Consider the following 14,116-nt stretch of genomic DNA (forward strand, 5'->3'; position numbering starts at 1 on the left):
GCTAGACTATTTATTGGTTATATATAAAGTTACTGATATGTAAAATTTTAATCCGTACCTAAGGCCGAACTGCGCGCTTCGTATGGCAACAATCGGGAGACGGGCCAGAAGTAGTCCTTCGTAAAACAGTATAAAGAAACAGATCATATGGATAGCTCAAACTAAATCACGGATACCCTGATCATCAACGTTGTGGCACGGGTAGTTTTCGATTCAATCGGTTTGTTTTGGAGAAAGGTTTGTGTTACTTTGTCAATAAGAAGGTATTGAACCCCTTTGCCAATTCGCGATGAACTTTGACGACGAGGACGACGACGACAGTTTCATGGACTGGGACGGTTTCGACGAGGATTACGACCCCGAGGAAGCCCGCGCTGAAATGGAAGCCGAGAACCGGCGCATCAAGAACCTGCCCATTTTACGGAAGGCCAATGAACTCATGGAGTTGACGCAGGCCATCGTCGAGACAATCAACAAAGAAGACGATGTGCTGATGATGCATGAGCAGATGCTGGCAAACGCGATGATGCTGGCTCCTAAAATCGTTGGGGCTGAAGGAGGTGATCTGTACACGCTGCGCATGGAAAATGCGGTTATCATTAAAATGCACGCTCGGGAATTGTTAGCCCAAACCTCTTACTGCAAGGCTGAAAAATTGGCTACACCGGCTTACCTGAACGTGTTGCGGGATGAGATCGAGCAGTTTCGATTACTGTTCGTCGAGTGGGTAAATGGTTTCGATAAAGACAACGACGCTCCCGACGATTGGGGCCTGTTTTACTAAGTAACACAATAAACCCGAACACCACTCCAGACCGGATTTATCCGCTTCGCCCGTCCTAAGATCGTCGCCGTACAAGTAGAGGGAGAGAGACCGAACATAGCCGATGCGCTGGCGATTTACACTCAGCTAGATCGTTGATTTCATAAGCTTTATACGAACCGAAATGCCGGAAATCTACCATCAACCGGCGCAAAGACACCCTTCAACATACTTCTCCGGCACCACTATAAAAAGTACACTCCCACGGCTGTAGACTGGTACCTGTAATCGAATAACTTTGCCCTGCGCTAAGTCTAACAATTTCAACTTGATTCATGAACGTACGTTTACCATTTTTTTATTGGCTTAACCTCACGCATTGCTGGCTGGCAATTACGTGTTCTCTATTCCTGTTGGTAGCGGCACCACAAGCAGCAAAAGCCGTAACCTATCTTCATACCGACGCCAAACTCGCTGGGACCGGTTCTGTGTTGGGTAACAGCCCGCTGGCCGATCCGGTATTGACGTTTACGCCCGCTTCGCCCGCTGTTTGTTCGGGAGGGAGCATTTCTCTGGCGTTGGCGGGTTGCCCTGCCACCGGAATGGTTCGGTGGTCAACCGGTCAGACGGGAGCGAGTATCAGCGTCAGGCCAGCCCAGTCAACGAGCTACACCGCTACCTGTTCGGTTAGCGGCCCACAGGGAACAACTACATCGGCTAGTAGTCTGGTTACGGTTCATCAACCGATTACTATTACCGCCGGACCATCGGCTGCATCTGCCTGTGAAGGAATGGCCGTAACATTTTCGGCAACAGCAACCGGCTCTCCCATTACTTACGCCTGGTCGCGAAATGGGGCAGCCATTGCTGGTGCGACCAGCGCCCAACTAATGCTTCCCAGCGTCAGCCTGGCCCAGGCTGGTGCTTACGCCGTTACCTTGTCGAACCAATGCAATACGGTATCCAGTGTCCCCGTAGCACTCACCATTGCACCCGGTATAGAGATAAAAGCTATTCCTACACCGGCCAATTGCTTTGGGTCCAGCACCGGCCAGATCTTTATCGGTGCCACGGGTGGTACGGGTCCTCAACAGTTTCAGTTGAATGGCCAGTCTACGCAAACGTCCAATATTTTCGCCAATCTGAAAGCCGGTACCTACCAGGTTTCGGTCAGAGATGTGCTCGGCTGTAGTGCTCAGACAACGGCGGAAATAAAGCAGCCGGTGCCCGTAGTATTGACGGCAAAAGCGGTGAACGCCAAATGCTCGGGTGGGTCCGACGGGGGTATACTGGTAGCCGCCAGTGGAGGCAATGCGCCCTATAAATTTCAGATCAACGGAGGCCCCCTGCAAACGGGTGAATCGTTCTTCGATTTGAAAGATAAATCGACCTACGTTGTTACGGTGGTTGATGGAACGGGTTGTGCCACCTCGCAGACCGCCGTCATTGGTGCTCCTCAGGGCTTTGATATTAAAACAACCGTCGCGTCGGCCAAATGTACCGGTTCAGCCGATGGAACGATCAACGTGTCCTCGACGGGTGGCACCGGATCGTACCAATACCAGATTGGAACGGGTGTTTTCCAGGCCGGTACGTTGTTCACGGGCTTAGCCGCCACTACGTATGAGATTACGGTTAAGGATGGCAATGGTTGTTTGGGTAAAAAATCAGTGGCGGTTCCACAACCGCAGCCTTTGCAGCTTACGGCTACCGTCACACCCGTCAACTGTTTTGGGGACAACAGCGGGAGTGTTACGCTGAAACCAAGCGGTGGAACTGGCTCAGTGCAGTACCAGTTGGCATCCACGAAAATCCCACAGGCGAGTGCTACGTTCAAAAACCTTGCCTTGGGTGATTACACGGTCGTCGGCACCGATTCCAATGGCTGTACCGCCTTATTACCAGTTAAGGTTGGTAAATCCGATGCGTTAAAAATACAGGCGTCCACGGTGGCGGCCACCTGTTGCGTATGTCCGACGGGCAGTGTTGCGCTAACCGTTGCCGGTGGTACCGGAACCGGCCGCCAGTTTCAGCTGCTCGGTCGCCCTCTTCAGGTTAGCAATCAATTTGCCGGGTTACCGCCCGGCACATACCGCTTCCGGGTTACGGATGAAGTTGGTTGTGCCGATTCGGTAACAGCGGCCGTTACCGATGCCGCGTCGATATCGCTCACGGCAGGACGAATCAAAGATGTTGCCTGTACGGGTGGGCGCGATGGCGAAGCGGCTGTTCAGGTTGTGGGAGGGACCAAACCGTTCGTTTATTACTGGCAAACCGAAAACAGAGACACGTTGCGAGCCTATACCCAGGCGCAGACGGGGTTGGCCGAGGGTACGTATACGGTTAGTGTGTCAGACAGTAACCGATGTACCACGACCACTACGTTTGTCACGGTAAAAGCCCTGGCTCCCGTTCCACCCAAACCCGTTGTTGTAAAGAACAGCAACTCGCTTTCGGTCGTTGAGGTGACGGGTATTCAATGGTATATCCGGGTCGATACGACCGCTGGCAAACCGTTACCAAATGCGACATCGTCTACGCTGGTGCCCTTTCAGAGTGGCCGTTACTATGTTATTGTCACCCAGAATGGCTGTGCGTCGCCCCCCTCCGATTATGTTGCGTTTGTCGTAACGGCTTTGTCGGAACCCGTGGGCGATTTGTCGGTGCGAGTCGTGCCGAACCCAGTCACGGATCGCTTGCGGCTCGACATTGAACAGACGCAGCGCCAGTCAGTGCAGGTGCAGTTGCTGGATATATCGGGTCGTTCGGTTCGGGCATATGAGATACCCGCGTTCACGGGCAAACGACAGGCGGAGTGGCCTTTGGCGGGTATTACACCGGGTCAGTATCTGCTGAAAGCTAACGCTGGTAGCCGTCAATCGGTCATTCGGGTACTGGTCGAGTAACACACAGATATAAAAAAGTAAAGGCTTCCGACGTTGCGGAAGCCTTTACCATATCAAGTAATCACAATCGTTCCTCGAATAATTTCAGGATGCGTTTGTATTCGTCCATCCAGCTGGTTGGTTCCACAAATCCGTGATCTTCCATCGGATACGCGGCCACTTCCCAATTATCCTTCTTCAGTTCGATAAGCCGTTGCATCAGCCGGACCGTATCCTGAAAATGTACGTTGACATCGACCATGCCGTGGCAAATGAGCAGGTAGCCTTTTAACCCCTCGGCAAAATAAATGGGGGACGACTGGCGATACGATAACGAGTCGGATTGGGGCTCGTTCAGAATGTTCGCGGTGTATTGCTGGTTGTAGGCCGCCCAGTCGGTTACGGGACGAAGTGCGGCCCCCGCTTTGAATACATCCGGTGTCGTAAACATGGCCATCAGCGTGATGAAGCCGCCGTACGAACCGCCGTAAATGCCGATCCGTTTGGCATCGACACCCTGCGTCTGCACCAGCCATTTGGCCGCATCGACATGGTCGGTCAGGTCCTTGCCGCCCATATGCCGGTAGATGCCCGTACGCCAGTCGCGACCATAACCCGAACTCGCCCGATAATCGATGTCAAGTACCGTATAGCCCTTGTCTACGAGTAGGTTATGGAACATATATTCGCGGAAGTACTGGCTCCACCACTTGTGGGCATTTTGCAGATAACCCGCCCCGTGAACGAACACAACACTCTTACCAGTCGGTTTATCGGGCTTATACAGGCGGGCGTAAATCGGTTGCCCATCACTGGCCGGAATGGTGACGAGCGTTGGTTCGCGCCAGGGGTAGCTCTTGAAGTTATCCGTCTGCGAGTTGGTCAGTTTCAGCGCGGTCGTGAGTCCTGCTCCTTTTTTGCCATCGGCCTTTAATTCTGCTACGTACAATTCCCAGGGCTGGTTGGTGGACGAATAGCGAATGGCCAGCCGCGTTTCGTCGGGCGAAAGCGTTACTTCATTGGCACCCGTCATCGTTGTCAGCCGAACACGCTCACCACCCGTTACAGCCATTCGGTAAAAGTGCTGCTCGCCGGGATGGACTTCGTTGGTCTGAATAAAAAAGTGCGATTTGTCTTTGGAAACGAGGATCTGCTGCACTTCGAACTTGCCCGAGGTCAACTGCTTTTTCTGGCCGCCCGTCAGCGCATTGATCGAATAAACATGCGAATAACCATCCGCTTCCGACTGAAACCAGAGCGTTTGATTATCGGCCAGAAAACCCATGTTGCCCGGCGTATTCGCAGAGCCGATCCCCGGTCCGCCAATCCACGCTTCGTCGTGCTGTCGATCGAGCAGCGTTAGCTTGAGGGTTTCCGGATCCAAGCGCATGATCCACCGGTCTTTGTTGTCCTGCGATCGAACAACGACCACCCCTATCTTACCATCTTCCGACCAGACGGGACCAGCGATACTAACGGGCCGTGTTTTTTTTGCCGTATCCGCTTTTGCTTTAGCCGCCGTTTTTAAATACTCTGGTTTGTCGCCAATGCCGGGAATATCCTTGACACTCACCGCCCGAACTGTATCCTTGACGCTATCGTAGACAAAAAATTCCTGCGTCGCCATCGGCGTACCCACTTTCGTGCGAGCCCGTAGTTCTTCGGTGTAGCCCGACTCCGTAACGTAGGTCGGTACCTGAGCCGTTTTTGCATTGGCGGGATTTTTCGACAGGCGATAGGTGACAAAGCGACCGTTGGGGCTCACCTGTGGATTGAACAGCTGTTTGTCGTCGAGGTAAATTTCTTTGGGCCGTTTGGGCAGGTCGGCCTTGCTGATCCGGTCGGCTTCATCTTTCTTTTCTTTCCGCTCTTTCAGCACCGTCGAGAGTCGAAGCTGGTCCTGCTTCAGAAATTTTTCTTCGTCGGTTAGTTTCGCATCGGCTTTTTTAGTCCCTGGCCGGAAGTCAGTCAGCTGGATCAGTTCGCCGGTCTGGAGATTGATGCTGAACAGGTTGGACGAACGCCGGAAGATAGCCTGTTGTTCATCGCCCGAGAAAACGGGATTACTTTCAGCCTCGACCGTATTGGTCAGTTGACGGATTTTCCCGCTCTTGACATCAAGCCAATAAATGTCGTCCTGCCGTTCGAAAAGGCGTTGCGTACGCGCCCGATTGAAGGCAGCAATGGGTTCGGTGGGAAGCAAACGACGCTCCGCCGGACTGACTTTCTGGGGCTGCGAGGGAGTGAGCGTCCTGGTACCCGTGAAGCTCACCTTATACAGCGAATCGCTTTTGTTCTTGTCGGGATTCCAGTTGAAATACAGCGTTTTCGAGTCGTCGGACCAGTAGGGATTTGAGGGAGAGGTGCCAATCCATACCTTCGGGTCCTGCATGATCGTCTCGATGGTAAGCGGAATACGTGCGGCTGTCGGGGCCTGTTTCGGAGCTGGCTGGGCAAAGACGTTAACCGAAACCAACGCCAGCAGGAGTGGCCCGTAGAGGGACGAACCACGTTGATGAAGAGTAGTTTTTGTCATAAAAGCGATACGAATTCAAGTTGCGAGGCTCAAATTAGCCACAAACCCGCTAATGACGTAGCTTATCGGTGAAGAAGCGATCAGGAAATGCGAAATAAGTGATTCAAAAGCCGGGCAACGTGGGTAAACGATAAAGTTTTTATGGCCGGGGTTGGATTGGTTACTCGGTAAGTTTCCTGAAAGATGGTATCTTGCCTAACAAAATCTTTCCTTGCGTCAATGCAATACGTTGTTCATGCTTATGATCACACCAGTGCCGATGCGCCTGAACGGCGTATGGCTGTCCGGCCTGCTCACCTTGACTTCGTGCGTGAGCTAAAAGCAAAAGGCCAGTTCATCCTTGGTGGGGCGCTCCTTGATCCGGCTGGAAACATGATCGGCTCGATGCTGCTGCTTGACCTGGAAACGGAAGAGCAACTGGCCGATTATCTCAACGCTGATCCGTACATCGTGCAGGGCGTTTGGGAAAAAATCGACGTGAAGCCTTTTCGCAAAGCCGACGTATGAATAACGTGGTCAGCAAACAAATACCGAATTGTCGTTCGTCGCTGACCGCATTGCTTTAATTACTACCAACTTATTTTGATACACGCAGCAATATTTGATATGGATGGGCTGCTGGTGGACTCGGAACCCCACTGGCGGGCTATGGAACGCGAGGTATTCGCGACCGTAGGCTTGTTCCTGACTGATGACGAATGTAAACAAACAACCGGCTTACCGATTCCGGATGTGGTGAATTATTGGTATGCCCGCGCCCCCTGGAGTGACGAAGCGTTGGCCGGTCGTACGAATGCCGACCTGGGCAGTGCCATCACCGCTGGTGTTCATGAGCGCATTGCTAACCTGGCTGAACCAATGCCGGGTGCCATCGGCATACTAGAGCTATTTTTCCGGCTCGGCATACCCACGGCCATTGCGTCGGCATCACCTATGAGCCTGATCGAGGTTGTGGTTGACCGGCTTCGCATCCGCGATTACCTGACGCTCTGGCACTCCGCCACACTGGAAGCGCGTAATAAACCTGCTCCCGATGTGTATCTGGGAACGGCCCGTAAGTTAGGTGTGCTACCGGCAGACTGTGTTGCATTCGAAGACTCAGGCAGTGGCTTGACATCGGCCCACTCGGCAGGCATGATTACGGTAGCGGTTCCGGCACTCTTCGAACTGGATCACCCCAAATTTGCCATTGCTGATCTGATCATACCCGCCCTGACCAAGTTTTCGCTGGACACGTTAACGGCAATACAACACGAAAAACAGTCCTAACCAACATAAACCCGAACCTGGTCGAACGTAATCAGTCTGTAAAACAGATTCGTACCGTTAATGGCCTTTCCCGTTAATACCATGCGTATTTATCAACTTGATGCGTTTACCGACCAGCTTTTCTCCGGTAATCCGGCGGCTGTTGTCCCGCTAACCGAGTGGTTACCTGACGAACGGATGCAGCAAATAGCGGCTGAAAACAATCTGGCAGAAACGGCTTTTTACGTTAAAACGGAAGACGAAGACACCTACCACATCCGCTGGTTTACGCCGACCGTTGAGGTTGATCTGTGCGGTCATGCTACATTGGCTACGGGCTATGTCGTCTTTTTTCTGGAACAGAAACCTGAAGCGGAGCAGCTTTTTTTTAATTCCCGCAGTGGTTCGCTAAAAGTGTGTCGGGGCAAAGATGGCTGGCTTACGCTCGATTTCCCCGTTGATAGTGTGCACAAGGCCAATCTACAGCCGCCCGCGCTCCTGGCCAGCCTTAACGAAAAGCCTCTAGCTGTTTACAAAGGCAAAACCGATTACATGCTGGTCTATACATCACAAGCTCAGATTGAAGCACTGGACCCCGATTTTCGGGAGATGAGCACCGTGCCCGCGCGGGGTGTTATCGTAACAGCCCCTGGTGACGCTGATTCGGGTGTTGATTTCGTTTCCCGCTTTTTTGGTCCTCAATCCGGTATCGATGAAGACCCGGTAACGGGTTCGGCTCATACGACGCTTGTTCCGTACTGGGCCGAACAACTTGGTAAAACGGAACTGACTGCCCGCCAACTCTCTAAACGAGGGGGTGATCTGCGCTGCAAACTTAATGGCGAACGTGTCGATATTTCGGGGCAGGTGCAGCTGTACCTGACCGGTGAGATCGTATCGGGTGATTGATTGTTGGGTTTGCGGGTCCTGAATTACCAAACAGGATGACTGCAAAAACTGGGTCCGATAGGCCGTATTTTTAAAATACGGCCTATCGGACCCAGTTCGTCACAGACGCTGACGAGTCTCATTTCAACACCTTCGTAATCTCGTTGAGTTTCTCCATTTTTTGCACGAAATCGCCTTTGAGCTTATTTCGAATGGCCGTCAGGTTATCGAGCGTTTCCTGCAAACTGTCGGGCAGAATCTCTTCCAGTACTTCGCGGAACCGCTTGGCAAACGTTGGCGACTTGCCATTGGTCGAGATCGCAATCTTGAGGTCACCTTTTTTTACGACCGAACTCAGGTAAAAATCGCACAGATCGGGCGTGTCGGCCACATTGACCAGAATACGGCGATTTTTACAATCCGCCTGTACTTGACGGTTTACGTCTTTGTCATTTGTGCCGACGATGACCAGATCTTTATCGGCCAGAAAAAGTGCGTGGTACGGCTCCTGAATCAGCTCCATTTTGGGATACTGTTGCGCTAGTTCCCGGATTTCATCCCGAATCTCGGGCGCGACAAGTGTAAGCCGGGCATTGGGCGAATTAGCCAGCAATGCCGTTGTTTTCTCCAGTCCCACATAACCGCCACCCACGATAAGTATGTGGAGGTTTTCGGCTTTTACAAAAATCGGGAATAGGGTGTTCATAAAAAAGAAGTGGTTCGTCGACAGTCGATTGAAGTAGCTATTAGCAAACTTACGACTATTAACGAACCACTACCGATTATTAACCGATATGGATATCAATTAAAACTTCACGCCCAGGTTAACGCCCAGAATCCGGCGCTTGGTGTTGCTAACACTGTTAAGTACATCAGCAAAACCGTAGTGGTAAACAAAATCCAGGAACAGCGGACCCGCATCGAAACCGATATTTGCCAGTCCATTGATAGTAGCCGCAGCGAAATCGCCCTGTGTGAAGTTAAACGCGTTGTTGTTCACACCAAGGGGGGCCGCGTATTCAGCACCCACTTGCAGACGAACACCCGAGATACCACGCTCTGACTGAGCCAGTTTAACCCCGATATAAGCTGGAACGTGAATGTATTTCTGATCGACGTTCGATGTAATGTCTTTCACACCCGTTACCTGACCATCGCCAGCCCGGAAAAAATCAGAACTCGATGTTAAGTATTCAGCACCAATCTGACCGTAGAAACGACCACCACCGCGTACCAGAAAGCCCAGTTGATACCCAAGCCGACCGCTCAAATTATTACCCTGTACGTCCTCGCCCTGGAAACGGGTTGAGTTAGCACCGGCATATACGCCAAATGTAAAGTTTTTGTAGTTCTCCCGACGCTCTTTACGTTCTTCAACAGCTACACTACGCTGCCCGTCCTCAAAACCCTCATCATACGCTCTGCTCAGATCGCGTTCGTCGAATGACCGATTGTTATTCCGGCTATTGCCCATCCGGTCTTCATACCGATTATCGTACCGCTGGTATTCGTCATTCCGGCGGTTGTAATCCCGTCGTTCGTCCATACGATCATCAAACCGCTGTTCGTTGCGACGTTCGTCCTGACGCGATGGGCGGTAATCCCGGTCATAACGGTCGTTATTTGAGTTTTGCTGACCGAATGATAGACTGGCAGTGCATACGCCGGCCAGCAATAGTGCTGCGTTTAGTGATGTTTTCATAACGTGTTGAGTTGAGAAAAAGGCGTAAGCCTGTATGGTCTAACAACTAGGTACCCTTATCGAATGTTTGGCTTCCTTACTGGTCAGCATTACTATTTTCCAGTAACGATGCTGACCAGACCAGTCAAAAAAAAGCCGCCTTTTATGGAGACGGCCTTTCTTTACTGATTATTTATTTGTCGTACTAGAACTTGAAGCCTACGCTGGCGCTCAGGATTCTACGAGCTGATCCAGCAAAACCATTGTTCTGAGCGATTGTGTTGCTGAAGCCATAGTGGTAGGTCAGGTCAAGAAATACCGGGCCCGCATCGAAGCCTAACTGACCCAATCCGTTGAACGTACCATTTTTGAACTCAAGGTTGTTCAGGTTACCGAATGAATTGCTGCTCGAGCCAATCCGGTTAGCATATTCCACACCTAACTGTAAACGAACAGCCGAGATACCCCGATCCGATTCGACCAGTTTGTAACCGATGTAAACAGGAACCTGAATGTATTTAAGATCGATCCGATCTTTGATGTCCGAGGCCGACTGGCCCGATCCGGCAACGAAATAGTTAGAACTCGACGCAAAGTATTCAGCACCGATCTGACCAAACAAACGGCCACCGCCCCGTACGAAGAAACCAGCCTGGTAGCCAAGGCGACCCGTCAGTTTGTCGTTTCCGCCGGTTGGATTGACTGCTTCACCTTTGAATTTCGTTGTGTTCAAACCAGCGTAGATACCGAATACGAAGTTTTTGTAATCGTTCGCCTTTTTATCGCGGGTACTTGTCGTGTTGTAATCCGTCGTTGTTGTTGTCGTGGTGCCAGCGTTAGCGTTGTTGTAGCTATTTGTCGATGGCGTTGTCGAGTAGGTGCTGTTCGTGTTCGACGAATTGTCCGTTGTGGTTGGTGTCGTTGAATACGTGGTGTTCGACGTACTGGTTGTGTCGGTTACTGGCGACGCATTGTAGGTAGATGTGCCCGATGTGGTCGAGGACATGTTAGTGGTGCTCTGACCTGTTGCAAGGCCAACACCAAGCAGGCACGATGCCAGCAGAGTAAGTTGAGTTCTCATAGTGTTTTAAACAGCGTTGAGTTGTATATAACAAGGGTGTGATATTGCTACCACACCCCATTAACAGCCCTGTTACAAACAATGTTTTTAGATTATTCTAATTTCTTGCTCTAGTAATATGCTTCGTTTGTTTACTTCTATTTTTACGAAATGAGCCAAACTTCCTTAAATGGTCCGTTATAATCAATTTAACAGATCGATTTGAACGTCTAATGGAAGAAAATCGAAAGATATCGTCAGTATTTGGTGAAACACCTCTTAATCAACGAATCTCGGAGATAAACAAAATTTTATTCGCCACGGAGTTTTTTATACGCATTGATCAGTCCATTGGTCGAACTGTCGTGGGTACTCACTGGTACATCGTCCTGCAACTCGGGCAGAATCCGGCTGGCCAGTTGTTTACCCAGCTCCACGCCCCACTGGTCAAAACTGTAAATATCCCAGATGATGCCCTGTGTGAATATCTTGTGTTCGTAGAGCGCAATCAGGCTGCCCAGCGTGTGGGGTGTCAACCGCTTGAAGAGAATCGAGTTGGTTGGCCGGTTCCCCGAAAACTCTTTAAACGGAGTCAGGAAATTGATTTCGTCCTCGCTTTTACCCGCTTTGCGGAGCTCGTCGGCGGCTTCATCGGCGGTTTTTCCGTTCATCAGCGCTTCGGTCTGCGCAAAATAATTGGCCAGCAGAATCTTGTGGTGATCGCCAAGCGGGCGCTGACTGATGGCCGGAGCCAGAAAGTCGCAGGGAATCAGCTTCGTTCCCTGGTGAATCAGTTGATAAAAGGCATGTTGGCCATTAGTTCCAGGCTCTCCCCAAATGATCGGGCCCGTTTGCCAGTCGACTGGATTGCCTTCGCGGTCAACCGATTTACCATTACTTTCCATGTCGCCCTGCTGAAAATAAGCCGCGAACCGGTGCATGTACTGATCGTAGGGGAGAATAGCCTCCGTCTGCGCACCGAAGAAATTATTGTACCAGATACCAACCAATGCCAGAAGGACCGGCAAATTCTGTTCAGGCGGTGTGTCCCGGAAATGCACGTCCATCGCATGACCGCCTTCCAGCAACTCCTCGAAGTTAGCGTAGCCAATGTACAGCGCAATTGACAGACCAATGGCTGACCAGAGCGAATAGCGCCCGCCAACCCAATCCCAGAAGCCGAACATATTGGCCGGATCGATCCCGAATTTCTCAACCGCCGACTTGTTCGTAGACAGAGCGGCAAAGTGTTTCGCGATGGCTGCTTCGTCTTTGGCCGTGTCCAGAAACCACTGTCGGGCGGTCTGGGCATTGGTCATTGTTTCCTGCGTTGTAAACGTCTTCGATGCGATCAAAAACAGCGTCGTTTCAGGCTTCACCGTCTGCAACGTTTCGTAGATGTGAACACCATCGACGTTCGATACAAAATGTACCCGGAGGTTGGGGCTTGCATACGGTTTCAGCGCTTCGGTTACCATGACCGGACCGAGGTCAGAACCCCCGATACCGATATTGACCACGTCAGTGATGGCTTCACCGGTGTAGCCTTTCCACGCGCCCGACCGGATACGCTCCGAAAATTCCTTCATATGCGCCAGCACCTCATTGACGTCCGGCATCACATCGGCTCCGTCGACGATTACGGGCGTATTGGCGCGGTTGCGCAGGGCAACGTGCAACACCGCACGATCTTCGGTCCGGTTGATTTTATCGCCTGAAAACATCTTGCCAATGGCTTCGGTCAGGCCAGCCTGTTCGGCCAGCTGGAGCAGTAAGCCGAGCGTTTCATCGGTGATACGATTTTTCGAGAAATCGAGCAAGATGTCGTCAAACTGCCGGGTAAACTTCGGAAAACGCTCCGCATCGTCAGCGAACAGATCGCGTAAGTGTCGGTCTTTCAGAACGTCGTAATGAGCCTGTAACTGAGCATAAGCCGGGAGGCTGGTAAATCGATGATTCGGGAGCATGGGAAGAGAGTTTAGTGTTTACCGGTTTGGTTTTCGGTTGCTGACGGGCAATACTCTGATCGCCTACCTAAGAACTGAAAGCTAAAACCAATAAATCGGTTCAGAATCTCGGCGCGAATATCGTATTTCCAGCGCAATCTTTTTTAGTTCAAAACGGTTTCCTTGTAAACTACCTCAACTATCAACTTACCCCTGTGGTATGAATACCATTGCGACCGATACGCTTTTCGACTATGATCGTTGGCAGAAAACCCTGCCAGCCGATGCTCAGCGTTACCAGCAGAACCAACCTTACCCGCACATTGCGCTTGAGAATTTTCTGGAACCCTGGGCCGCCGAACGTGCGCTCGCGTCTTTTCCGGCCGTGGGTGATGCTGGTTGGATTCATTACGTTCACGTGAATGAGAAAAAGCACGGTCTCAACAAAATGGGCTTGTTGCCAGCGGCCATCCAGGAGGTTATTCGTGAAATGAACTCGCCTAAATTCGTCGCGTATCTTAGCGAACTGACGGGCATTCCCAACCTGATTTCCGATGATTCGCTGGAAGGCGGTGGGCTTCACCAGTCCAAGCGTAATGGCTTTCTGAACGTCCACGCTGATTTCACGGTTCACCCGCACAAACGGAACTGGCGTCGGCGGGTGAATCTGCTGATCTACCTCAACCACGACTGGAAGCCGGAGTACCGGGGTGACCTCGAACTCTGGGACCGCCAGATGAAAGGTGTTGTGGAGAAAATAGCGCCAATCTTTAACCGGTGCGTTATTTTTAACACCGACGAGGATTCATACCACGGTCTGCCCGATCCGATCCTGTGTCCGGACGACAGAACCCGTAAGTCGATTGCGCTGTACTATTTTACGGAAGAAGCCGTAACGCCAACCTTGCGGTCAACGAATTACAAAGCTCGTCCGGATGATGGGGCCAAAGCGATTCTGATCTGGCTGGACAAGAAAATGGTAGCTACCTATACTATGCTCAAGCGTACGCTCAGCATTGACGATGCGTTCATCAGTTCTGTACTGAATCGACTCAGTGGCAAGAAATAAGCCGGCCTACGAATGACACATCTGAGTCGGATAAAACCTG

11 protein-coding genes are annotated in these 14,116 nt (G+C 51.4%); 6 read left to right on the top strand and 5 right to left on the bottom strand.

Translation table 11 applies throughout. From position 1 onward, the window contains the following. Window positions 1–289: 289 nt before the first annotated feature. Both GK091_RS21155 and GK091_RS21160 read left to right on the top strand, forming a co-directional pair. Window positions 290–784: a hypothetical protein gene (locus tag GK091_RS21155; RefSeq protein ID WP_077920058.1), complete on the top strand. Its 495-nt coding sequence runs from the start codon at window positions 290–292 to the stop codon at window positions 782–784. Window positions 785–1,098: 314 nt separating this feature from the next. After that, window positions 1,099–3,669: a T9SS type A sorting domain-containing protein gene (locus GK091_RS21160; RefSeq protein ID WP_246202340.1), complete on the top strand. Its 2,571-nt coding sequence runs from the start codon at window positions 1,099–1,101 to the stop codon at window positions 3,667–3,669. A gap of 61 nt (window positions 3,670–3,730) precedes the next feature. On the opposite strand, the gene GK091_RS21165 is transcribed toward GK091_RS21160, so the two are convergent. Next, complete coding sequence (locus GK091_RS21165; protein ID WP_164041870.1) at window positions 3,731–6,184, bottom strand: prolyl oligopeptidase family serine peptidase; 2,454 nt, start codon at window positions 6,182–6,184, stop codon at window positions 3,731–3,733. A gap of 219 nt (window positions 6,185–6,403) precedes the next feature. Between GK091_RS21165 and GK091_RS21170 the strand changes: the two genes are divergently transcribed. The 3 genes from GK091_RS21170 to GK091_RS21180 all read left to right on the top strand — a co-directional run bounded on the left by GK091_RS21170 (window position 6,404) and on the right by GK091_RS21180 (window position 8,341). Continuing rightward, window positions 6,404–6,691, top strand: coding sequence for a YciI family protein (locus GK091_RS21170; RefSeq protein WP_164041871.1), 288 nt, complete (start codon window positions 6,404–6,406; stop codon window positions 6,689–6,691). A gap of 75 nt (window positions 6,692–6,766) precedes the next feature. After that, a complete protein-coding gene (locus GK091_RS21175) occupies window positions 6,767–7,453 on the top strand; it encodes an HAD-IA family hydrolase (protein WP_164041872.1) in 687 nt (228 codons plus the stop codon). Window positions 7,454–7,534: 81 nt separating this feature from the next. Beyond that, entirely contained in the window at window positions 7,535–8,341 is an 807-nt protein-coding gene (locus GK091_RS21180; protein WP_164041873.1) for a PhzF family phenazine biosynthesis protein, read from the top strand. 118 nt (window positions 8,342–8,459) lie between these two features. Here GK091_RS21180 and GK091_RS21185 read toward each other — a convergent pair whose 3' ends face one another. The 4 genes from GK091_RS21185 to pgi all read right to left on the bottom strand — a co-directional run bounded on the left by GK091_RS21185 (window position 8,460) and on the right by pgi (window position 13,028). Next, a complete protein-coding gene (locus GK091_RS21185) occupies window positions 8,460–9,026 on the bottom strand; it encodes a precorrin-2 dehydrogenase/sirohydrochlorin ferrochelatase family protein (protein ID WP_164041874.1) in 567 nt (188 codons plus the stop codon). A gap of 99 nt (window positions 9,027–9,125) precedes the next feature. Next, window positions 9,126–10,022, bottom strand: coding sequence for a hypothetical protein (locus GK091_RS21190; RefSeq protein WP_164041875.1), 897 nt, complete (start codon window positions 10,020–10,022; stop codon window positions 9,126–9,128). 184 nt (window positions 10,023–10,206) lie between these two features. After that, window positions 10,207–11,082: a PorT family protein gene (locus tag GK091_RS21195; protein WP_164041876.1), complete on the bottom strand. Its 876-nt coding sequence runs from the start codon at window positions 11,080–11,082 to the stop codon at window positions 10,207–10,209. A gap of 290 nt (window positions 11,083–11,372) precedes the next feature. Then, on the bottom strand, window positions 11,373–13,028 hold the full coding sequence (pgi, locus tag GK091_RS21200; protein WP_164041877.1) for a glucose-6-phosphate isomerase: 1,656 nt from the start codon (window positions 13,026–13,028) through the stop codon (window positions 11,373–11,375). A 199-nt stretch (window positions 13,029–13,227) separates the two neighbouring features. On the opposite strand from pgi, the gene GK091_RS21205 reads away from it, so the two are divergent. After that, the gene (locus tag GK091_RS21205) at window positions 13,228–14,076 is read left to right on the top strand and encodes a 2OG-Fe(II) oxygenase (protein ID WP_164041878.1); all 849 of its coding nucleotides are present in this window, start codon (window positions 13,228–13,230) and stop codon (window positions 14,074–14,076) included. Window positions 14,077–14,116: the final 40 nt, after the last annotated feature.

Origin of the sequence: Spirosoma agri (genome assembly GCF_010747415.1) — a bacterium.
Lineage (GTDB): Bacteria > Bacteroidota > Bacteroidia > Cytophagales > Spirosomataceae > Spirosoma > Spirosoma agri.

Bases quoted from the DNA above. Each gene is read 5' to 3' on its own strand.
- GK091_RS21205 (WP_164041878.1), top strand. From the start codon at position 13,228: ATGAATACCATTGCGACCGATACGCTTTTCGACTATGATCGTTGGCAG.
- pgi (WP_164041877.1), bottom strand. From the start codon at position 13,028: ATGCTCCCGAATCATCGATTTACCAGCCTCCCGGCTTATGCTCAGTTA.
- GK091_RS21185 (WP_164041874.1), bottom strand. From the start codon at position 9,026: ATGAACACCCTATTCCCGATTTTTGTAAAAGCCGAAAACCTCCACATA.
- GK091_RS21170 (WP_164041871.1), top strand. From the start codon at position 6,404: ATGCAATACGTTGTTCATGCTTATGATCACACCAGTGCCGATGCGCCT.
- GK091_RS21190 (WP_164041875.1), bottom strand. From the start codon at position 10,022: ATGAAAACATCACTAAACGCAGCACTATTGCTGGCCGGCGTATGCACT.
- GK091_RS21180 (WP_164041873.1), top strand. From the start codon at position 7,535: ATGCGTATTTATCAACTTGATGCGTTTACCGACCAGCTTTTCTCCGGT.
- GK091_RS21165 (WP_164041870.1), bottom strand. From the start codon at position 6,184: ATGACAAAAACTACTCTTCATCAACGTGGTTCGTCCCTCTACGGGCCA.
- GK091_RS21155 (WP_077920058.1), top strand. From the start codon at position 290: ATGAACTTTGACGACGAGGACGACGACGACAGTTTCATGGACTGGGAC.
- GK091_RS21195 (WP_164041876.1), bottom strand. From the start codon at position 11,082: ATGAGAACTCAACTTACTCTGCTGGCATCGTGCCTGCTTGGTGTTGGC.
- GK091_RS21160 (WP_246202340.1), top strand. From the start codon at position 1,099: ATGAACGTACGTTTACCATTTTTTTATTGGCTTAACCTCACGCATTGC.